Consider the following 21,232-nt stretch of genomic DNA (forward strand, 5'->3'; position numbering starts at 1 on the left):
GTGCCAGGCCCTCTCTACATCTTATCGGGACAAAGTTCGAATTATGCCGAGTCCTGCTTGTACAATTTTTATAAGTTATTTTCCCTTTCCGAACCATTTTATGTCTGATTATTACGTGTCTAGGGAATACCATTTACATAATCAAAAAAACAGGAGTGTTCTGAAATGAAGTATTTTATTAACGTTAATAAAAGTGTTGAAGAAGAATATGGGAAAATGTTTGTTTATGATCCTGATCAAAACCGTGAAAACGAAGATGAGCTGGAAGTGGTGAACAACTTGGACGAACAGGATCAAGGAAAGCCTTATATCTTTCCGAAGAGCTTTTTGTTGGAGGTTTCTGCTGAGGATTATGAGAGGTATGCTGAGGCGAAAAAGAGTAATGGGAATGTGGAGTCGGTAACGAAGTCGATTTTGGAGAGGTATAAAAAATAAAAAAAGATGCCGCTGGAACTCTAGTCCAGCGGCACCTCTTCTTTTACTAGTTTTTATTAATAGTTAATGTAATATCTTTCGTGTTCTTCCCAATTGCCCCGCCATCGTTTTTAAAGATGGTAGATTTATTCTCTTCTGACGGTTCAATATGGATGTTTAGCTTGTTCTCACCTTCAGTCAAGTTCACCGTATGCGAGAACGTCATGTCGTCATTAATCACAACAGGCTCTCCGTTAATCGTCATCACGCCTTCTTTAATCGCATTACCTTTTAGCGTGATGGTGTCAGAGGTAACAGTTTGACCATCTGTATGAGATGTCACAACTACCGGCATGTCTATCCAGCGCAGGATCTTGTCTTGAACGATCATCTCGTTGCCGCCTTGGTTTGTGACAACAAAGCTCAAGTCCGTTCCTGGTGCGCCATAGCCGTAGTAGCTCTCGTCATCATCGTTCGGGTTAGCAGGTGTGTGGTCAGCAAGCCCTTCTTGATCCCACGAGCTGTTCTTCACGTACTTATACGTGATTACTTCACCTTCTTGGGCTTCGAACGTGTACTCATAGTCGTTTGTTACCGCGCCGCCGCGCGTCATCTTCCACGCACCTGTGTTCCAGCCGTTCTTGCTGCCCGGCATCGTAATGTCCACGCCCTGTGGAGTGTACGCTGGTGCGTTCACTTTCATCGTCACTTTTACCATGACAAGGTCAGGTGTTACCGTTACCGCGTTTGACTTCACACTGTTACCCGCTTTGTCGTAGATATGAACTTCGTATGAATACGTTTTGCCGTTTGTTACGTTCATGTCTTTGTACGTCGTTGCGTTTGTATCCAGGATCTGATCGATCACTTCTCCGTCACGTACAATTGTGAACAGGTATGGCTCGTCCGCTCCTTCAACTGACCAATTCAAGTTTACTTGGCCAGATTCTTGAGCTGGCTGCTCCAGTGTAACAGAAGATGCCGGAGCGGTTGTATCGTCACCTTTTGTGAACGTTACGGATTTCGTTTCACTCGTTACCCATGTTCTTCCTAAATCAGTAGAGAACGCGTAGCGGTATTCGTACGTTCCTTCGTTAAACGGCAGGAATGTACCGCTGAAACTGTTGAACTCGCCATTTTGCGTTGTGTAACTAGCTGGATGTGAAGTCCATGTGTCCTTGCCTGGTTCCTTCACTTGAAGTTCTGCTTGCAGACCTTCTGCTGAGTCACTCTCTGTTTCACCTTTAATAAAAATTTCAGCTGAAACATTTTGTGCTTTGGAAAGATCAATCACACCGTCTTGGAGCTCTGTTACATTCGCGATTTCATAGTTACCGTCTTTTAATGCAACATGCGGGATTGCCGCATCCGATTCTGTTTTCACAGATTCATTATTGTTCTTGTCGATCGCCACTACTGCGAAATAGTACTTGCGGCCGTTATCTAAGCTATCAATTTTGATAGAGTTGCCTTTTATCTCAGCTACCTTTTCATAAAAAGCACCAGAAATGGTTGTTTGATAGACGGCATAACTTCTAGCGTCACCTTCCCAAGAAAGAGATACAGAATGGCTAGCTTCCGTTGCCTTCACATTCGTTACAGCTTCAGGACTCTTTAAGTTCTGTCCCTTGTCAGACACGAGCATGCGTCCCGTCATCGCTGGAACCGTAACAGTAAGCTTTCCGTCTTTCACGGTTGCTCTGTATTTTTTATCAAGCTGATCTGTCAGCTTCACGTTGTTTACGATCAGCTTCTTCACATCCAACTCCACTGTTTTTTCTTCACTGCCGCGGTTTGTGATTACGACCGCTGCGTTCTTTTTATCCGTACGCGTGTAAGCCAGCACATCTTTTTCAGCATACAGATGAGTCAGTTCGCCATAGCTGAACAGATCGTGATAGTCAGCACGCACTTTTCCGATTGCTTGGTAATGCTTCACAAGATCCTTATCTTCAGAACCCCACGGATATGTTCTGCGGTCATCTGGATCTTTAGAGCCTGTTACCCCTGCTTCATCACCGTAATAAACGGTCGGCGCTCCGGCATAACCCATCTGTAAAATTGCCGCAAGCTTCAGACGCTTCTCGCCAAGCTCGTGGTTGTAGTTCGGATCTAGTTCAGCACGCTCATAGGAATCTGTTCCGTTCCCTAGCACGAATGCTGCACGAGGTGTATCATGCGACCCCATCAAGTTCATGAGCGCGTAGAATGCTTCCTCTGGGTAATCTTCAAAAACAGCGTTCAGCTGGTCTTCAGCACCCTTTGCGTTTCCGTTTTTCAGGTAATCAATCATCGCACCGCGGAAACGGTAGTTCATAACAGAGTCGTAAAGGTCGCCAAGGAAGTATTCAGACGCATCATCCCAGATTTCGCCAAGAATCAGCGGATCATCCTTCTTGCCTTCTTTTAGTTCGTCACGGAACTCTCTCCAAAACTCGGTATCTACTTCGTTCGCTACATCCAGACGCCAGCCTGATGCACCGCGGTCCAGCCAAGATTTTGCCGCAGAATCCTCGTCATACATGATGTAGTCCGCGAACGGCTTGTTGTTCAGTTCAGAATCATAGTCTACTGCTTCACCTGGAATTGATTTGATCTCGGGAAGTGAGTCAAAGCCCCACCACGCCTGGTATTTGTAGACGCCGTTCGCTTTTTCATTCTCGATGTTGAACCAGTTGTGGAAGCCGTATGAACTGAATTTTTGACCTTCCTCTGTAAACTTTTCTTCTGTTTGGATCGATGCTTCTTCCTCTGTTAAGCCTTGCTCGTTCATTAGGTCATAGATGCTTGCCCAATACTCGTAAGCACCAACCGTGTCGTATTTTCCGTAACGGTCAAAATAGATCGAGTCGTCACCAACATGGTTGAACACGCCGTCTAAGATCAGGTGCATCTTGCGTTTTTTCAGTTCTTTTGTAAAAGCTTTAAATTCTTCAGGTGTTCCGAACATCGGATCGATCGCCTTGTAGTCTGTCGCATCATATTTATGGTTGGATGCCGCATGTGCGATCGGGTTCAAGTAAAGTGTGTTCACGCCAAGAGACTGAATGTAGTCCAGCTTCTTTTGAACACCGGCAATGTCACCGCCAAAGAAATCGTTCGACCAGATCTCGTCGCCCTCGTATCCTTCTGTTTCAGCTTGACGAGGATTGTCTGGAAGTTCGCTCCACTCTTGATGTTCGATCGGTTCTTCACCGCGCGCTGTTGTTTTTGCTGTGTCGTTCTTTTTGTTGCCGTTGAAAAAACGGTCAGGGAAAATCTGATACACAACAGACTCCTTCATCCAGTCTGGTGTTTTATAAGAAGAGTCATAAACGGTCATTTGGAAAAGACCAGCGTTCGTGTCAGCAGCCGCACCTTTTCCACCTTCCGCAGTGTCTTCACCATATTCTTTTACAGCATCTCCATCACGTGCCGTAAATTTATAGCCGTAAACGCCTTTTTCTTCAGGTGTAACTGTCGCTTCCCAAAGTTCGATTTCTTCACCATTAACGGTTGTCCAGCCAGCATTCTCCATATCTTTTACAGTCGTGCTGCCGGAGTTGTAGTTTCGTAGATAAAGCTTTGCACCAGTCAGGTCGCCTTTTTTCGTTTGAAGACGCAGTGTTACGTTGTCTCCAGCTTTGACCGCTCCAAACGGTGCACGGAATGCTTCGTTCCACGTATCATGGAACAGCTTGTCCCCGTTCACACTGCCGTCCGGCAATCCCGCATCATAATTCGTATACACTTCTTTTGTGTCATGGTTATAAAAGAACGTAATTTCAGCGTCTTTTACAACGTTAAGAACGAAATTGTTAGCCGGATATGCTGGCGCATCCCAGTTGTTGCCGAGCACGATCTTAAACTCGTGCTTTCCTTTTGGCACTTGTGCTGTATATGTGTAGATATTGTCTAGATCTTCATCTTGTAAAAGTGCCGTTGATTCCCCTGGTGCCCATTCAGCGCCAGCTCCAATATCGGGCTGGATGTCGCCAACGATACGCGGAGTCTGTTCTTCTGGAAGGGGCTCTGGAAGTGTCACTTTATGCGTCGTGTCATCATACATAAACGTTACCTCTTTTTCAGAATCGAGAGTAAGTTTGTAGTTGTCACCACCGGCTTTCCCGTCAACGCCATAGTTCTCATCCCAAGAACCGTTGATGGCGATCTTGTATTCGTACGAGCCTGCTGGAAGAGTGCCAGTCAGCCTGTACTTTCCGTTTGGATGCAGCTCCATCTTAGTTGCAGGATCAGCTGGATTCCATTCGGTAGCTCCGCCAAGTTCGTTTTGCAGGCTGCCAACGAGTGTCACCGTTCTTTCTTCAGCTGTCGTTTTCGCTGGCTGTATAAGCAGTGCAGATGCAAACGTTTGCAAAATCATCGTAACTAATAAAAGCCATGATACTGCGTAACGCGATTGTTTTTTCCTCACTTTTTATCCCCCTTTTAAAATGTTGTGCAAATAAGTGAAAGCGTTTGCACAAAACCATTTAAGTTAGCGCTTTCATTTCAATTATTATCCCACGTTTTCTTATTTTGGAAAATGCGCCATTCGGCTGATAAGGCTGTAAATAAATAGGTAAATTTTCTTATTTTTTCTTAAAACCTTTATATCTAAATCACTTTCAACCGATATAAAGCATGAATCACGAACACTGGAAACGTAAAAGGATAAAGGCAAACCTATGGAAACATAGGGACGCAAAGCTAAAGGGGCTTCTGCACACCGTGTAATGCCAGCCAGCTGCCGTTTTTTCGGAGCACACTCCGCCAAACGGCATGAGTGTGTCTTTTTATAGTTTTCCAATTCTTTAAATAAGAAAGGGAGAATGAAAGTGAAGAAGATTTTAAGTTCATTTTTAGCGTTAGGACTTGCAACAACGGGGTTTGGACCGTCCGTTTTTGCTAACACAGACGCTGCAACACCAGTAGAAGAACCCGCTGAAGAAACACAAACAGAGGAAACAACTGAGACGACAACACCAGAAACGACAGATGAAAATACAACAGAAGATCCAGCGGCAGAGGAGCCTGCTGAATCCGAAGAGCCCGCTGATGAAGAAGCACCAGATCTAGTACCTGGAGATTTCTTTTATTTTGTAAAAATTATGATGGAGAAAATCCAACTGGCTGTAACGACAGATGACTATGAAGAAGCGAAACTTTTGGCTGATTTTGCAGCTGAACGTATTAAGGAAGCAAATGTCCTTTTACAAGAAGGTGATGTTGAAGGCGCAACAAAGCTTTTAGAAGAAGCGATTGCTCAGCAAGAAGAAGCTGTTGAAATAGAGGAAGAAGCTTCTGAAGAAGTAACAGCTGGGGATGTAACCGAAGAGGAAGCAGCCGAGGAAACACCTGCTGAGGAAGGCACAGAAGACGAAACAACTGGCGACGAAGAAGCTGCAGAAGAAGATTCAGCAGCTGAAGAGGAAGAAGATACTGCTACCGAGCTTGAGAAAAAGTTCTTCCAAAATATCGTCGCGTTAATGACGGCTCTTGAAAAAATTGATAACCCAAAAGCACAAGAAGCACTATCTAAAAATATTGCAAAAGCGTTTGGAAAGCTCGAAAAGAAAATAGCAAAGCATGAGAAGAAGCAGAATAAAGAAGATGATGAGTCTACTGAGGAAGAAGATTCTCTAACTGAAACACCTGAAACGGAAGAGCCAGCTGGTGACACAACAGAAGCTGATAAAGACACTGTTTCCGTTACAGCAGTGCCTGTAAAAGAAAAGCAAACAAAGCAGCAGCCTCTTGTTCCCGCTCCTAAAAAAGAGCAGCCTAAGAAGGAACATCCTAAAAAAGACGATGTGAAGAAAGAAGCTCCTCCGGCAAAGGAACAGCCGAAGAAGGAAGAGCCTAAGAAAGAGCATCCTAAAAAAGAGGAATCTAAAAACGAAGATCGCGGAAAAAATGATGATCTTAAAGAACAAAAAGACAATGATGATCGTGAAAATGACCGTGGAGACGATGAAAAAGGTAAAGAAAAAGAGAATAAAGGTAAAAACAAAGAATAATAATGAACCCTGCCGAAGCTTTTGGCAGGGTTTTTACACATATATGCACGTTATTTTATAAAATCACACGTTAGCCGTCTGGAATCGCACATTAAAATGAAAAATTCCACGTTAATTAAGATATAAACGATTTTCGACACGAGGTTTCATTTCCGCAACCCGCTCCCTCCAAAAAAATAAAACACCAGGTCCTCTCTGGTAGGTAGAGGCCTGGTCCGTTTTTATATCTTATTCAGCTGACTCCTCAGTTGATTCTTCATCTGTTGAAGTTTCTTCAGTAGAACCTTCTTCTGTTGATGTTTCTTCCTCAGTTGATGTTTCCTCGTCTTGAGTTTCAGTTTGTTCTGTGTTTGTTTCTTCTTCCGTGTTGTCGTCCTGGTTGTTACATGCAGTGATTAACATAATTGCCAAAAGAGATGCTCCGATTTTCGCCATAAACGTTTTGCTCATCTTTAAATTGCTCCCTTCGGATTTTCATTATGATTTTTTGCATGAGTATGGGATTTGTTTGTCCCTGCTCAGAATATATCACGAAAAAATCCTGAAAAGACGCAATTTACCAAGTCATAACGGAGACTTTACACTTCCTAAACCATCTTTATATTGGCTTAATATAAAACGACTTTATACATCATAATGCAGCACATATTGAGGTCCGACCGGTCCATGTTTGATCTGACCGCGATCTTGGAATCCTGCTTTTTCATACAGCTTCTTTGCAGGTTCGTTTTTAAAGTTAACAGCTAAAATAAGTTCTTTGATATCAGAAAAATGAGTAGAGACAAACGCTGGCAGCTGCAGCATTGCTTCTTTCGCATAGCCTTTCCCCTGCTCTTTTTGATTGATGGACAAGGCACGAATGACCATTGCATTCGGATTCGCTGTAAAATCACGAATATTCTTACCTGTATGCAGAACAAAAAAGCCTACTGGCACGTCTGAAGCCATGATAACCACTGGGTTTCGGCTACGATCTTCTTCGCATATTTTCAAAGCGTCACTTGGCATGGCGGTGAATTTCTTTTGGTCTTCAGCTAGATCAAAGGCATTAAGAGCTTCACGATGAATTTCATCGAAAAAAGTAAGTACAACGTTCCCCATATTCATAACCCCTGTTCATTTTATTGTTCAATTAGTGGTTCTGCTGCTTTCAGCCAAGCTTTTGCGATCAGTTCGTTCCCTTTTTTTCTCATATGTACACCGTCTGATGTTAATGAAACGTCAGGCTTTTTTGTTAGGTGATCAATAAAAACGTCATGTGTCGGGACGAGCACTGCATCATACTCCACCGTCAGCTTTCGAACAACTTCTACATACGGAATCAGCATCTGATTTCCCTTAGATTGCGGGTTCTCTTTTATGATCGTCGGTTCCATAAGTACGAGTTTTGTAGTGGCGGGAAGCTGTGACAACAACTCACGATAAACCTCTTGAAATTTAGAAACATCTACTTGCGGGAGATCTGGGCTGTCGAGCTGCCGCCACACATCGTTGATTCCAATGGAAACCGTTAAAAGATCAGGTTCTAAATCAATAACGTCCCTCTCCCAGCGAAAGGCAAGGTCAGTAACACGATGTCCATTAACCCCTTTATTGATTACTTTAACGTCCTCTGGCAAAACATCTTTAATCATCCGCACATACCCGTTTCCCAGTCTTTCAGGATCCGTATTCTTGTTAGAAGCTGTGATGCTGTCTCCGATAAAAATGATTTTCATAACTGCTTCCCCCTCCTGTTCATTTCTCTTATTTTACCATGTGCGTAAATAAAACATCATTTAGAGGATTTTGCACGGCCGTTTTGGAATACATATAGAAAATCCTTTTTATAGGAGGAAGAACATGATCGAAACTGCTGTTCATCGCCCGGTTACATTAGGTCAGACGGAAAAGATGCCGTCCTATCGTATGGATTTGCGGCAATATAAAAGTCAGAAAGAATATGAGAAGTTTGTAAAAGTAAATACGGTGAATGACTGGTCGACCGTTTCATGGAAAGACATCGGGAAGCCGTATGAGGTGACTTCGTTTTCGAAGGAAAAATTGGATTGGGAGAAGGAGCATGGCGAGATCCTGCCTGTCCAAACTTCCTGGACGATGTTCAACCAGTCTTTTCATGAGTGGTTTTCGAAGGATGTTCCCGCTGAAATCCACGAAAAGAAGGGTGCCTTTTTTCATAGTTTAAAAAGCTTTAAGCCTTCTGAAGTAAAAGTAGCGCTCGGAGATTATTTGCGCATTCATTTATGGAATTATGTTCACCGGGTACAGGATGGCATTTGGGATCCACGCGGAAAGCGTGCGCTATTTGAAGGGCTGGATGTTCAAAAACCTCGCATTTTATTTTTGGGTGCGGCTGAAGGATATGAAGCGATGCAGCTCTCTGCAATGTATCCTGGCGGTGAAGTTGTAATGGTCGATTACGATCCGTTTTGCCGGGATGCGAGGTTTGCAGAGTTCCCTGAGTTATATCCGTTCTTAGGGAAAAATCCTAGTACAGGCGGAGAAAAAGTTTATTTTAAAGACGATTTTAATATTTCATATGTAGTGGACGATATTCGCAATCTTCCTTACGGGAAGGAGTTTGATATTGTGCTGAGCGTCGGTTTGCTTGAGCACTTCCCTGATTCCATGAAGGCTGAGGTTGTGGAATGGCACCGGAAGTTTTTAAAACCTGGCGGCTATATTGTGATGACAACACCGCGAGCCCAGCTTCGATCAAAGCTGTATTACGAGATCATGGCGGATGTGATGAACCATACGTACCGGGAGCTCATGACGCTCGAGCAGATGGGGCTTTATCTGTATGAGAACGGACTGGATATTATGAAGCACGGCTATATAAAAGTGCATAATGGGATTGTGGCGAAGGCGAAATAGGAATTTAGTAAAAGGTCCGTTCACGCAATATGGTACAAGTACTTAGCTGTAGTTAAAACGTTTTTTTAGTGGTTCTAAGTAACTTTTTATCTTTTGGGATGAACGGACTAAATTTGAATCCACGAATATTATAAAGCCCTCAATAATTTTGTATGTTAATTGTTAATTCTCACTCAAAATGATAGTATTTTTTAGCTTTTTTTATAACCTTTTTTTTATATTCTTCTGGACAATCATTATTTATATTCTTAATAAGTTCATCAGTAAACTCTTCTTTTGTTAAATTTGCTTTATTAATTAAAATACTAGTTAATGTATCAATTCTTGCATCATTGAAGCGAATATCTATTTCTTCTTGACTTTCTATAATTGAAACTCTATCCTCTGCGGAATAATTAAAATTAATTTGAAAGATATTTATGCAGGTTATCAATAAAGATACTGCAAAGAATATTGAAAAAAATAAACTAAAAGATAATACAAAAGATAATCCTAGAAAGATACAAATATTAAAAGATAAAGGCATACTCCCAAGAAAGTAAACCATAATTAATGCGACTATTAATATACCGATAAATTTACCTATAAAAGCAAAACTAAAAAAGATAGAAAGGAGTGACTTATATTTATCATTTTCAATCAACTTTTGCGTAATTTTATTATTAATAGTACCTGTTATTATTGCTAAACCTGAAACAATAAAACCTAGCATTCCCAGTAATCCGAAAACTGTATTTAATAAAATGTTTCTTGTAACATCAAGTAATTTAATTATTTCATAAGTATTTGACTTAATAGTAACAACTAATAATAACAATGTTAATACTAATGAGCATATTAATGAAAAGTATACTTCAAACTTTTTAATATCAAATACATAATTGGGTGGATTCACTTCTGCTTTTAAACTTTTGTATGTAAGTCTATTCAAAGATTATTCACCATCTTTCTGATAAACTCATTTATTTTGAGGCGGATCATTTAATTTATTAGGTTTTTCATTCTCATTCTTTATTCTATCAATAGTTTGCTTACCTAAGATTGCAGTTATTCCTTTAAGTGCTGTATCAATAAATGAATCTTTATCATTTTTTTGTTTTTCAGAAATTCTAGTTTGGAAGGGTGAATCTGCATCAGAATCATAATGGATTTCTATACCCTCACTAGTTTCCCCTTCTACTTTCATTTTTCCATATCCCTTACTGATGAAAGCTTCGCTAATATCTATTACTTTTGAAACTTCTTTTGAATTTAAATCTAAACCCTTTTTATTTCTCTTATGTGATTCAAAAATACTCGTTTGTCGTGTTGTATTACTCTCAGCCATCTCATCAGATTTTTTGTCATACAACTCTTCCAAAGCCTCCTCATTAGCATTAGGCGGAATAATTGTTGAGGTAATTTTATAAACTTTTCGAATCATTTTTATTCTTTCCCTAATTGAAAATTTATCTTTAGCTAAAAAGACTTGAAATCCAATATCGGGAATATGTAAATCCAATAACCCCTGGAAGCCCTCCATGAACTGGTTATAACCTAGTTTATTTCTTTCAAAAAATACAACTATCTCAGATCTCAAATCAAACAAAAAATAAGTACTTACTGAATTGTTTTTATATATAACTATTTCTGATTCTCTTGTTTCCTCGTCAAATTCTTCTCCTTTATACGGAAAGCGTCGTACTAATTTTCCAGAGATATAAAATTTGTTAATATCTTTAATTTTATCTAATTGTGAAAAATTATAAGTTTCCGTTTTTTTTATACTTTGTTCTTCACCAGAATCATTAATAAATTCGTTTGTTTCTTCTTTAATATATTCTACTTCATCATTTAATCGATCATATACTCGATCCATTATTTCTTTAATACTCTCTTGTTTAGTTTGATGAATTTCATGAATGTTAGAATTCACATTCACTTTAGCATAATATAAATAAGCCATTGAAAACTCCCCCTTTTTAAAATACAACATTATTATACATGAATTTTATCCAATATTGTCCAATAGATGATAATTTAGGAGGAATCATAAAAACGTAATAAATAAGCGTAAAATGAATGATATTCCCAATTAGGAAACATGATACATTTTACGCCTTTATAATTATCGTGTTAGGGACAGTCCCCCTTATTTACCTAGTGCGAAGGTGATTTCGACTTCGCATGCTACCTGACCATCGACTGTCGCAATTCCTTTGCCTTTACCGATTGAACCGCGAACACGTGTCATCTCAACTTCTAAGCGCAACTGATCTCCTGGTACCACTTGCTTTTTGAAACGACAGTTGTCAATACCTGCAAAGAATGCAAGCTTCCCTCGGTTTTCTTCTTTCTTCAGCATCGCTACTGCTCCAACTTGTGCTAGAGCTTCAACTATTAACACCCCTGGCATTACCGGGTACTCAGGGAAGTGGCCGTTAAAGAACTCTTCATTTGCCGTTACGTTTTTGATGCCGACTGCACGCTGCCCTTCGTCTACTTCTAAGATGCGGTCGATCAACAAGAATGGATAACGATGCGGGATAATTTCTTTGATTTCTTCAATGGTTAACATACGCTAACATCACCTTTCTTTTTATGTGCTTTTCTAAAAGAATGTTTTTTCTGAGTTAGTTTTACTAAAGTACTTCGTAGAAAAGTTGATTGAAGCGCAGGGTCCGAGACTCCTATGGGACGAGCGGTCAGGTGGAGACTCCTAATGGCGCAAAGCGGCAGGAGGCTCACCGCACGCCCCATGGAAAGCGAGGACCTGGAGCGGAAATCAACTACTTTCAACTACTTTCAACTACGAAGATCATCATCATTTACTTTTATTATACTTGGTATTGTTACCTGGTACTAATTCTAATCAAAAGAAAAACAATGACTCTGTAAATCTGCCATTGTTTTATTATTATATCTTTACTTCTCTTTTTCTACAAGGTCGATAATGTGTGTCCACGTTTCCTTCTCAAAGACATTCATCGGCTTTCCGTCACCGATCACACCATAGCCCACCATTGTACCGATAGCAAAACAAACCACGATTCCACAGATCAGCAGTAAAAGCCGAAGCCAGATCGGAAAGCTTCTCTTTGTGCCGCGGTGGATCAGTTTCTTCTTCTCTTCCTTTGAAGAACTCTTTTTCTCCTGATATCGCTGTGTTTTTTGATTTTCTTTTTTATTTAACTCTTGCTCATGCATTTCATTCGTTGTCATACAAACCTACCCCATTTAGCGAAGCCCGTTTACCAACCCCATCATCTGGTCAGCAATTGTAAGAGAACGCGCATTAAATTGATAAGAACGTTGTGTTTGAATCAGTTCTGTCATCTCGGTTGAAATGTTCACGTTGGAAGACTCCAACACGCCCTGCTGAACAAAGTTTCCTGCTCCCCCATTAACTTCTTCAAAAAGCTGATTTAATGGAATTCCTTCTGGCAGCTGCAGATTATGTCCAACCGACAACATGAGCTGCGGACGAATCATATTCACAACACCAATTCGACCTGATTCAACAACTTCTCCATTATTTAACGTTACCGAAACTTGACCGTTTTGTCCAATGGTAATTTTATTATGATCCTCAGGTATCAAAATTGGACCTTCATCTCCCAACACTTGATTCCCTTCAGATGTAACAAGCTCGAGATAGCCAGGCTCTTGAGCAGAAGGCGATAAGTAGAACGCGCCATCTCTTGTATACAGCGGCATTGGATTTCCATTGTTGTCTGTTCCGCCAATTGTAAAATAGTGTCCTGGTTCTGTCAGCGCAACATCAAGTGTCCTGCTTGTCTGCTGTAATGTTCCGGTTTCCATGCTCATGGCTGTAGAAGAAACACGCGCGCCGCTCCCGAGCCGGATGCCGTTCGGAGTCAATCGGCCATCTTCAGTAGGGTTTAGAGCCTTACTCTCCATCTGCTGAAAAAGCAGATCAGAAAATTGTGTTTCCCGGCGTTTGTAGCCGTTCGTCGTGCTGTTCGCCATGTTATTTGAAATGGTATCGAGCTTGTGCTGAAGCTGTCCCATCGTCACTGCTGCTGAAATCATAGACTGGTTCATGCGTGATCCCCCTAGCCGATTCGGCCAATTTCATTTGCGGCTTTTTCCATCGTACGGTCATAGGCTTGAAGCACTTTTTGATTCGCTTCAAATGCACGGTATGCCGTAAGCATCTCCGTCATCGTCTGTTCTGTGTTCACGTTCGAGCGTTCAACAAAACCTTGCTGCAGGTTATACGTGATTGCCGGATTGCCGATCGCACTAGCGGCTTCCCCATTTCCATCTAGTCTGAAAAGTCCTGACCCTTCTTTTACTAGATTGTTAGGATTCGCTACAAATGCAACATCGATCTGTCCTGCTACCGCACCGTTATCGATTACCTGACCGTTCTTGTTCACCGTAAAATTTTCACTGGTTACCGTGATTCGTTCTCCATTCGTTCCAAGAACATAATGTCCTTCAGGCGTTACTAGACTGCCATCTGCATCAACTGAGAAATGACCGTTTCGTGTAAAGCGCTCCTGTCCGTTTACGTTCAAACGGAAAAGGAGTCCACCCGGCAGTCCTGTTTCAGGATCAGCAGGCACTTGTCCTTGTAAAAGAGCAACATCCGTCTTGATTCCTGTCTCGCGAAGATCGCCTTGCATAAAGTTCGGCGTCGTCTCTTGAACATAAACGCCCGTTGAAAGAATTCCTACCGGGTGGTTGTTCGGAATTTTATTGCCGTTGATCTCGGTTTGTCCCATATGCTGAAGAAGCATTGTCGGGAACGTGCGCAGACTTGCGTTGTCCGCTTTATATCCAGGTGTATTGGCATTCGCCATATTGTTCGTTAAAATTTCTTGTTTGCGCTGCTGTGCCAGCATGCCGGCGGCAGCATTATAAAATCCTCTTAACACGGAGTATTCCTCCTGCACTTGTAATCTGGACACAAAATGTCTCATCGTTCATATCGACAGATTTTTACATTTCTTAATAAGATTCTGCGAAAAATGACGGATTCCTTTTTAAAATGAGGAATTTGTACCAGAAGGTTCATAGTGACCGTTTGTCAAAAAGCCTATAAATGGATTTAAAGGATCATAACTTACCAGATACCGATATAAATCATGTTGCTTGACACTCACTAAGCTTCAATAACAAGTCAAAAACCAAAAATGCCACCCAATCCGGGTGGCATTCCTTAATTAAAACACTTTTCTTTTCGCGATTTTATCCATATGTTCAAGCATTAAGCCTGTTCCGTTCGCTACGGCTTTCATCGGCTCTTCAGCAACAAGTACTGGAACCTTCAATTCTTCTGCAAATAGTCTGTCGATTCCGTGCAATAAAGCGCCTCCACCTGTCAGCATGATGCCACGGTCAATGATGTCAGCTGATAATTCTGGCGGTGTCTTTTCAAGCACGCTTTTCGCAGCTTGAACGATTACCATCACAGGCTCCATCAGCGCTTTTTGAATTTCTTTTGAGTGAACCGTAATCGTACGCGGCAAGCCGGATACCATGTCACGACCGCGGATCTCAAGCTCTTCGTCACGCGCGCCAGGGTATACTGTAGCTACGTTCAGCTTGATATTTTCCGCTGTGCGCTCACCGATCAACAGCTTGTACTCTTTCTTTATGTACTGAAGGATCTCAGTATCGAACTTGTCCCCAGCCATTTTAATAGAAGAGGAGGTGACAATATCGCCCATGCTCAAGACCGCAACGTCAGTTGTGCCACCACCGATGTCAACAACCATGTTGCCGCTTGGCTGGAAGATATCCATCCCCGCCCCAATTGCAGCCACTTTCGGCTCTTCTTCAAGAAAAATATGCTTAGCGCCGCATTTTTGCGCAGCTTCTCTAATGGCTTTTTGTTCGACAGACGTAATGTTCGTTGGCGTACAGATCAAGATTCTTGGCTTAGCAAACACGCCCTTCACTTTTATTTTATTAATAAAGTGTTTCAGCATTTGCTCAGTTACTTCAAAGTCAGCAATTACGCCGTCTTTCAGCGGACGAATTGCTACAATGTTGCCTGGTGTACGGCCTACCATGCGGCGGGCTTCTTCTCCAACAGCGAGTGCTTTTCCGGTATTCGTGTCGATCGCAACGACGGATGGTTCGTCAAGCACAATCCCTTTTCCTTTTACATAGATCAATACATTAGCGGTACCAAGGTCAATTCCAACGTCCCTTGAAAACATGTTATATCCTCCCTGTTAACATCCATACAATATAATGACATTTTTAGTAAAAAATCGAAGTTCTATCCAATTTATCATTATATCACAAGTTTGTCGAACAAGGTGAAATATTGTCAAAAATTAATTATTGGACGTCAGACCGATGGGCACATAATGATTTTCGTGTCATGTTGCATCCCTATCATTCACAGAATTATTTATTGAACAACTTCCTCTGTGCCTTTTTTATATTTTACGCGCGTCGCTTCTCCACCCCGCAAGTGCCGGATGGACTTGTGGTATTCGAGGATTTCTTTTACATTGTTTGCAAGATCCGGATTAATTTCAGGCAGCCGCTCGGTGAGGTCTTTATGCACCGTGCTTTTGGAAACCCCGAATTCTTTTGCGATCATGCGGACTGTTTTTCTTGTCTCCACGATATACCGTCCTATCTTGATGGTTCGCTCTTTGATGTAATCGTGCACACCACTCGCCTCCCTAAAATGGATGTGAGAGATGCGATAGAGACTTCTATGAACAAGCTACGTGACAAGTTCTGTTGTCATCTTCGGCTTATAAGTATTGCTTCCATTCCCCTTTTTCCACCGCAGCCATAGTACGATTTCTCACCGCTCACCCTCAATTTGAATTATTGTAGGTTTTGTAACATCTTATTAACCAAGTTTTCGTTATATGCCTAAATCTCAACTGGGACAAGGGGAAATGTCCATTTTTGTGAAAAAACCTGCATATACAGGTGAAAAACTTATTGGTGAAAGGAGGCTCGGCTGAGGAAATTGGTGGTGATTATGTGGTTTACGGTACGTGTTCTTTTTTCTGTTACACGTTCGCTCAAGAATACTGCGCTACGCTCAGAATTCACGATCTACGCTCAAAATCTTCACGCTTCGCTCAAAACACCTGCACTACCGCTCAAAAAAACCTTCCTACGCTCAAACCTTTTCATATCGTCCATTTTGCCGAGCAAAATCTTCATTATTTCTTTTACAAAATGAAAAAGCTGCCCCGATATCCTCGAGACAGCTTCCATTTTTAAAATTATTCGTTTGCACCTGAATCATCTGCTGATGTTTCATCTGATTCTGCTGGAGCATCAGTGTCTTCTGCAGATTGAGATGATGATTCTTGTTCACGGTTAGCATCTTTGCCGTCTTTACCGTCGTCTTTCGTGCCTTTTGTGTCTTTGCCGCCTTTATCATCGGCTTTTGGTGCTGCTGGCTTCTTTTCTTCAGCAGGCTTTTTCTCTTCAGCTTTTTTCTGCTCTTCCGCCGCTTTTTGCTCTTCTGCTTTCTTCATCTCTTTACGAGAATCTTCAACAGCTGAAGCAAGCTGTGCTACGGATTGATCCCAAGCCATTACTGGGTCCACTGCTTCTCCGTCTTTGCGGACTTCGAAGTGTGCGTGAACTTTCGCATCCTTATCATAAGCATTTTCGCCAGCTTGTCCAAGAACTGCTCCTTGTTTCACTTGGTCGCCTTGCTTAACAGATACAGAAGCTAATGATGAATAGTGTGTGACAACACCTTTGTCATGCTCAACTTCTACAACAAAGCCTAGTGCAGGGTCTTTTGCAACTTTTACAACATTACCACTTAGTGCAGCGGTTACATCGAACGATTTACCATCTTCTGTTGCTAGATCGATACCACGGTTTTGGTAGTAGATATTGTTATAGAATACCAGTGCTGCTTCTTGCTCTTGGGCTGTAGCGTCTGAACTAAAGAAATCCTTCACTACTTCAATGGCTTCAGGGTCAGCGACTGGCATTTGGAATACTTCTTTTGTAAGTGAAACTGGTACTGCTGTTCCATCGTCTTCTAATGCGCTTTCTGGAGTATTATTATTCTCCGTATTTTTCGCATCGTTTTGATACCATAGAACAGATGTTAAAATGACTGCTGCAAAACTAAGATACACTGCAGGATAAACCCAACGTTTTTTCATAGCATTCTTACCTTTCATCGGTACTGTTTTTTTGTTTTGTTTTTCTTCTTCTTTCATTTTTCATCACCTCAGCAACAAGTTTGAACAGAATTCTGAAAATATATACTTTAGTGCGAAAATTTTTTGAAAGTTTCTTTCGACATACGAAAAAACCGCACCATGCCTTATGACACAATGCGGTTCTCTATATAGAAGGGGTCTGTCCCGGGGACAGACCCGGGACAGACCCCTTTCAATTCTCACACAATTCACTTCAGAGCCAATCCCTTGTCTGCAATCGGCTTGTAATCTGTTATTTCAATCCCCTTATAATAATAGTTTACAATCTCCTTATACGACTTGCCTTCCTCCGCCATCCCGTTTGCGCCATACTGGCTCAAACCAACTCCATGTCCATAGCCTTTTGTAGTGATGGTGATCTCTTTCCCCTTTTTCTCCATTTGAAAATCAGTTGAGCGGAGACCCAGCTTCTCTCTAATTTCTTTTCCGGTGAACTCTTTTTTCCCGATCGCGAATTTACCGATTCGTTTTCCGCTCGTTGTTGCGACAACCTTGCCGACTTTGCCGTCCTTCTTGATCGAAACGCCCAGCTTCTCCTCAACGGTTCTAACTTGCAATTGAATAGTCTGCACATACTTCGGCGACTTCTTATCCCATGGACTTTCCACACTTCTTAAGTATGGGTATTTATTTTTCCAATAGTCTTCTGAATTAACGGTAAATCCATTGCTTGTAGAGAAGAAGCTTGCCTGAATCGGCTCTCCTTCATACGTTAAGATCTGTCCTTTTGTCTCTGTGACGGCTTCTACAATCTTTGCGAGCTTCTTGTTAAAATCGTCTCCCCAAAGCGCCTCAAGTTCATCGTTTCCTTTGTACACCTGGTGCATGATCGTGTCGGATACGACCGCTTCCTCTGGTAAACTATCATCTTTCCCGGGGTTTAGCATTGCTTTTACAATAAACGTTCTAGCGGTTAATGCTTGTGCTTTCAGCGCCTCGAGCTCAAACTCCGCCGGCATTTCAGAGGCTACCACTCCTGCCACATACTCTTCTAACGGGATGTTCTCGACTGTATCCTTTTCTGTACGAAATACAGGAACGACGATGTCCGAGTGTGGAATTTCCAAAGCTAGCATTCTCTCAGATGGCCTTGCCTGATTCTGTTCTTTCCATTCAGGGGGCGCCGACGAAAATGGTAGCACGAGTATGGCAGGGAGCAAGACGATTACGGCAACAAAAATTGCTAGAATCCAGATCAGTGGCTTAATTTTTACATTCACGTTCCAATGCCCTCCTATTTGTTTTCTACCATACAACTTATACAAAAGGTTGAACCTTTAGAACATGAAAACTAGTATTTTTACAATTGAAATGTGCTTGCTACGACCAGTTTACAAGTTTTGTTTTCAAGCCTTCTGTTACAAGCCGCCCGCCGCATAAATTATAAGGAGACCCAACGAAAGGGTGAGCGGTATGGACAACTTTCAGCCTCCTGTTCTTGTCAGGACGCTTACGTATTCCCCTGGCCAGATGAGGATTTACTATCCTCAAATAGAAGGCAGGATCAATCCTCGCATTCAGCAGCAGGTAAATCAGCAGATCATTCAGATCAACCAAGAGCTCCAGCAGATGCAAAATCCTGAAGCCCGGCCTACTATGTATGGAGAGTTCGCTGTAAAAACAAACGAAAAGAACATTCTTAGCATCGGATTCTTAAACTACGGCTACACTCCAATGGCGGCACACGGAATGACGTATATCAAATCGCAAACATGGGACCTGACAACAGGACGCACATATCAGCTAAAAGACCTCTTCAAACCTGGCAGCAACTACGTGCAGGTATTGAATCGGATCATAAAAGAACAGATTAAACAGCAGGAGATTTTCACGTTTGAACCATTCAAAACCATCAGCCCGAACCAAGATTACTATATTGCCGATAAAGCGCTCGTCATCTATTTTCAGCTGTATGACCTTACTGCTTACGCTTACGGATTTCCGATGTTTGTAATCTCGTTATTCGATCTGCAAAATATTATTGATGAGAACGGGCCGCTTGGAAAGCTGGCGGTGAATAGTTTATAACGATAAAAAACCCTGATCCTCACGTGGAAGATCAGGGTTTTGCAGTGATTTAGTTTACACCGACTGCGTCATATGATTTTTTAACAGCAGCCACTTCAGCTGATGTTGCACCGTAAAGATCAGCTGCTGCTTGAACTAGAGCTGCTCTCGCTTGGCTGAAGTTAGAAGAAGCCGTTAAGTAAACAGTGTTTGCTCTGTAGTAGATCGCTCCCACTTTATCGTTTCCGATCGCAGGTACCGTCACACCATAATGCGTTCCGCCAACTGCCAGCAAGTATGCTGCTTTGTTGATGATTCCGCTGTTGATGTGCACGCCGCCGTTATCTCCTGTTCCTGTGTAGCGAACAGAATAGTGGTCTGGATCATTGTATTTTGTTGGATCACTCATCGAACGAAGTGCATCACCATTCGTTCCTGGCGTATAGATGTCTTCACCGATCTCATAATCCGGGTTGTTGTTTTCGTGATGCTCTACAAGCGTTCCGAAGATATCAGACATCGCTTCGTTTAGTGCACCTGATTCATTTTGATAGATCAGATCAGATGAGAAGTCTGTAACAGCATGTGTTAATTCATGCGCTACAACATCCAGACCGCCGGATAGTGAAACGAATGTTGTTCCATCTCCATCTCCATATACCATCTGCTGGCCGTTCCAGAATGCGTTGTTGTAGTTTCTGCCGTAGTGAACGGATGATTTAAGCGCTGCCCCATTATTATCATATGAGTTGCGGTTAAATACTTCTTTATAATAATCGTACGTTGCGCCTGCATAAACGTGTGCATCTACAGCTGCTCGATCATAGGAAGCATTGAACTGGTTATCCGCATCCGCCCAAAGGCTGCCCGGCAGCTGCTGGCGATTCTTTGCGTCGTATGTGAATACGCCGCCTCCACGCGTGTTATCCTGCAGGTAGTATGTTCCGTTTGATAATAGCGTGTTCAGCGACTTCGTGTCACCAAGGACACCCGTTCCAGTACCAACTGCATCTGTTCCAACTAATGTGCCTCCACCGCCTCCAGGAGGTGCTTTGTGACCGCCGTTCGCTTCATCTAGATCGTTGTAAGAGTTAAGAATCTTTCCTGTTTTGGCATCTACAAAATAATTGTAGTTCCCTGGTTCAGGAGATAAGAAGTTCAGGTTAACGAGATACGCATAAGCTGCTTCGTCTCCTTGCGTGTAAACCACCAAATCTGAAGTTGGATCTGCTTCATATTCAGGTGTGAAGCCTAAATCTGCAACAGCTGCTTCAACTGCTTTGGAAGCAGTAATCTTTTTCCCAAACCCTAGTCCAGGCTTGTCCTGCAAATTCGGAACTACTGTACCAGAGAATACAAGAAGTTCTCCTTGATCGTTTACATGTGCCACTTGTGTAGAGCCCCAAACCGGTACTCCTTTATATGTTTGCTGAAGGCGGACCATTTGGCGCCCATGCTCATCTTTTGTTACTGATTTTACTGTGAAAGCCTCAGCAGCTTTTTGGCTCCCAAGCTTGAAAGTCTGGGATTCTTTTTGAATATATGAAAGAACGACATCTTTCGCAGATTTGCTTGAAGCCTCAGACAATTTACCTGATACGAATGATGGCGTACCCGTTAAACTGTTAAATTGCTTTGTCGATAAAACATTAACCGGTGAATCTGCTGATGCTTGTCCTCCTGCCAGCGGACTCACTGCCAACCCCAGTGCTAAACCCCATGCTGCAAATTTCTTTGTATTCATCCCTGTTCTATCCC

The 21,232-nt window shown here is 42.1% G+C and carries 19 protein-coding genes and 1 riboswitch; of the genes, 4 read left to right on the top strand and 15 right to left on the bottom strand.

The window, feature by feature from the left end:
* Positions 1-165: 165 nt before the first annotated feature.
* Entirely contained in the window at positions 166-435 is a 270-nt protein-coding gene (locus UN64_RS05645) for a hypothetical protein (protein ID WP_077360535.1), read from the top strand.
* A gap of 46 nt (positions 436-481) precedes the next feature.
* Here UN64_RS05645 and UN64_RS05650 read toward each other — a convergent pair whose 3' ends face one another.
* On the bottom strand, positions 482-4,828 hold the full coding sequence (locus tag UN64_RS05650; RefSeq protein WP_245801965.1) for an alpha-amylase family glycosyl hydrolase: 4,347 nt from the start codon (positions 4,826-4,828) through the stop codon (positions 482-484).
* 234 nt (positions 4,829-5,062) lie between these two features.
* Positions 5,063-5,148: riboswitch (cyclic di-GMP riboswitch) on the top strand.
* An 83-nt stretch (positions 5,149-5,231) separates the two neighbouring features.
* Here UN64_RS05650 and UN64_RS20790 point away from each other — a divergent pair.
* A complete protein-coding gene (locus UN64_RS20790; protein WP_077360537.1) occupies positions 5,232-6,413 on the top strand; it encodes a DUF5667 domain-containing protein in 1,182 nt (393 codons plus the stop codon).
* Between the two features lie 228 nt (positions 6,414-6,641).
* Here UN64_RS20790 and UN64_RS05660 read toward each other — a convergent pair whose 3' ends face one another.
* The 3 genes from UN64_RS05660 to UN64_RS05670 form a co-directional block, all read right to left on the bottom strand.
* Positions 6,642-6,863, bottom strand: a complete 222-nt coding sequence (locus UN64_RS05660; RefSeq protein ID WP_077360539.1) for a hypothetical protein — start codon at positions 6,861-6,863, stop codon at positions 6,642-6,644.
* A gap of 174 nt (positions 6,864-7,037) precedes the next feature.
* Positions 7,038-7,514, bottom strand: coding sequence for a GNAT family N-acetyltransferase (locus UN64_RS05665; protein ID WP_139343025.1), 477 nt, complete (start codon positions 7,512-7,514; stop codon positions 7,038-7,040).
* A gap of 20 nt (positions 7,515-7,534) precedes the next feature.
* Complete coding sequence (locus UN64_RS05670; RefSeq protein ID WP_077360543.1) at positions 7,535-8,131, bottom strand: SGNH/GDSL hydrolase family protein; 597 nt, start codon at positions 8,129-8,131, stop codon at positions 7,535-7,537.
* A 124-nt stretch (positions 8,132-8,255) separates the two neighbouring features.
* Between UN64_RS05670 and UN64_RS05675 the strand changes: the two genes are divergently transcribed.
* Positions 8,256-9,290, top strand: a complete 1,035-nt coding sequence (locus tag UN64_RS05675) for a class I SAM-dependent methyltransferase (RefSeq protein ID WP_077360545.1) — start codon at positions 8,256-8,258, stop codon at positions 9,288-9,290.
* 169 nt (positions 9,291-9,459) lie between these two features.
* Here UN64_RS05675 and UN64_RS05680 read toward each other — a convergent pair whose 3' ends face one another.
* The 10 genes from UN64_RS05680 to spoIID all read right to left on the bottom strand — a co-directional run bounded on the left by UN64_RS05680 (position 9,460) and on the right by spoIID (position 18,687).
* The gene (locus UN64_RS05680) at positions 9,460-10,221 is read right to left on the bottom strand and encodes a hypothetical protein (RefSeq protein ID WP_077360547.1); all 762 of its coding nucleotides are present in this window, start codon (positions 10,219-10,221) and stop codon (positions 9,460-9,462) included.
* Positions 10,222-10,248: 27 nt separating this feature from the next.
* Positions 10,249-11,235: a hypothetical protein gene (locus tag UN64_RS05685; protein WP_077360549.1), complete on the bottom strand. Its 987-nt coding sequence runs from the start codon at positions 11,233-11,235 to the stop codon at positions 10,249-10,251.
* Between the two features lie 186 nt (positions 11,236-11,421).
* On the bottom strand, positions 11,422-11,847 hold the full coding sequence (gene fabZ / locus UN64_RS05690) for a 3-hydroxyacyl-ACP dehydratase FabZ (protein ID WP_066244840.1): 426 nt from the start codon (positions 11,845-11,847) through the stop codon (positions 11,422-11,424).
* Between the two features lie 347 nt (positions 11,848-12,194).
* Positions 12,195-12,491 (bottom strand): DNA-directed RNA polymerase subunit beta, encoded by a 297-nt coding sequence (locus UN64_RS05695; protein WP_066293813.1) that lies wholly within the window; start codon positions 12,489-12,491, stop codon positions 12,195-12,197.
* Between the two features lie 15 nt (positions 12,492-12,506).
* The gene (locus UN64_RS05700) at positions 12,507-13,334 is read right to left on the bottom strand and encodes a flagellar hook-basal body protein (RefSeq protein WP_077360551.1); all 828 of its coding nucleotides are present in this window, start codon (positions 13,332-13,334) and stop codon (positions 12,507-12,509) included.
* Positions 13,335-13,345: 11 nt separating this feature from the next.
* Positions 13,346-14,173 carry a flagellar hook-basal body protein gene (locus UN64_RS05705; protein ID WP_077360553.1) on the bottom strand — a complete coding sequence of 276 codons (828 nt, stop codon included), beginning with the start codon at positions 14,171-14,173 and terminating at the stop codon, positions 13,346-13,348.
* A gap of 288 nt (positions 14,174-14,461) precedes the next feature.
* The gene (mreB, locus tag UN64_RS05710) at positions 14,462-15,463 is read right to left on the bottom strand and encodes a rod shape-determining protein (RefSeq protein WP_077360555.1); all 1,002 of its coding nucleotides are present in this window, start codon (positions 15,461-15,463) and stop codon (positions 14,462-14,464) included.
* 197 nt (positions 15,464-15,660) lie between these two features.
* Complete coding sequence (gene spoIIID / locus UN64_RS05715; protein ID WP_007203593.1) at positions 15,661-15,927, bottom strand: sporulation transcriptional regulator SpoIIID; 267 nt, start codon at positions 15,925-15,927, stop codon at positions 15,661-15,663.
* 574 nt (positions 15,928-16,501) lie between these two features.
* Positions 16,502-17,464, bottom strand: a complete 963-nt coding sequence (gene spoIIQ / locus UN64_RS05720) for a stage II sporulation protein SpoIIQ (protein ID WP_077360557.1) — start codon at positions 17,462-17,464, stop codon at positions 16,502-16,504.
* A 191-nt stretch (positions 17,465-17,655) separates the two neighbouring features.
* Positions 17,656-18,687 carry a stage II sporulation protein D gene (spoIID, locus tag UN64_RS05725; RefSeq protein ID WP_139343026.1) on the bottom strand — a complete coding sequence of 344 codons (1,032 nt, stop codon included), beginning with the start codon at positions 18,685-18,687 and terminating at the stop codon, positions 17,656-17,658.
* Between the two features lie 193 nt (positions 18,688-18,880).
* Between spoIID and UN64_RS05730 the strand changes: the two genes are divergently transcribed.
* Positions 18,881-19,495 carry an RsiV family protein gene (locus UN64_RS05730; protein WP_077361163.1) on the top strand — a complete coding sequence of 205 codons (615 nt, stop codon included), beginning with the start codon at positions 18,881-18,883 and terminating at the stop codon, positions 19,493-19,495.
* A 49-nt stretch (positions 19,496-19,544) separates the two neighbouring features.
* Here the strand turns inward: UN64_RS05730 and UN64_RS05735 are convergent, their stop codons facing one another.
* Positions 19,545-21,218: a M4 family metallopeptidase gene (locus UN64_RS05735; RefSeq protein WP_077360559.1), complete on the bottom strand. Its 1,674-nt coding sequence runs from the start codon at positions 21,216-21,218 to the stop codon at positions 19,545-19,547.
* Positions 21,219-21,232 lie beyond the last annotated feature (14 nt).

It is taken from the genome of Fictibacillus arsenicus (genome assembly GCF_001999465.1).
In the GTDB taxonomy this organism is placed as follows: domain Bacteria; phylum Bacillota; class Bacilli; order Bacillales; family Fictibacillaceae; genus Fictibacillus; species Fictibacillus arsenicus.

Bases quoted from the DNA above. Each gene is read 5' to 3' on its own strand.
- UN64_RS05645 (WP_077360535.1), top strand. From the start codon at position 166: ATGAAGTATTTTATTAACGTTAATAAAAGTGTTGAAGAAGAATATGGG.
- UN64_RS05660 (WP_077360539.1), bottom strand. From the start codon at position 6,863: ATGAGCAAAACGTTTATGGCGAAAATCGGAGCATCTCTTTTGGCAATT.
- UN64_RS05665 (WP_139343025.1), bottom strand. From the start codon at position 7,514: ATGGGGAACGTTGTACTTACTTTTTTCGATGAAATTCATCGTGAAGCT.
- UN64_RS05670 (WP_077360543.1), bottom strand. From the start codon at position 8,131: ATGAAAATCATTTTTATCGGAGACAGCATCACAGCTTCTAACAAGAAT.
- UN64_RS05675 (WP_077360545.1), top strand. From the start codon at position 8,256: ATGATCGAAACTGCTGTTCATCGCCCGGTTACATTAGGTCAGACGGAA.
- UN64_RS05685 (WP_077360549.1), bottom strand. From the start codon at position 11,235: ATGGCTTATTTATATTATGCTAAAGTGAATGTGAATTCTAACATTCAT.
- fabZ (WP_066244840.1), bottom strand. From the start codon at position 11,847: ATGTTAACCATTGAAGAAATCAAAGAAATTATCCCGCATCGTTATCCA.
- UN64_RS05695 (WP_066293813.1), bottom strand. From the start codon at position 12,491: ATGACAACGAATGAAATGCATGAGCAAGAGTTAAATAAAAAAGAAAAT.
- UN64_RS05700 (WP_077360551.1), bottom strand. From the start codon at position 13,334: ATGAACCAGTCTATGATTTCAGCAGCAGTGACGATGGGACAGCTTCAG.
- mreB (WP_077360555.1), bottom strand. From the start codon at position 15,463: ATGTTTTCAAGGGACGTTGGAATTGACCTTGGTACCGCTAATGTATTG.
- spoIIQ (WP_077360557.1), bottom strand. From the start codon at position 17,464: ATGAAAGAAGAAGAAAAACAAAACAAAAAAACAGTACCGATGAAAGGT.
- UN64_RS05730 (WP_077361163.1), top strand. From the start codon at position 18,881: ATGGACAACTTTCAGCCTCCTGTTCTTGTCAGGACGCTTACGTATTCC.
- UN64_RS05735 (WP_077360559.1), bottom strand. From the start codon at position 21,218: ATGAATACAAAGAAATTTGCAGCATGGGGTTTAGCACTGGGGTTGGCA.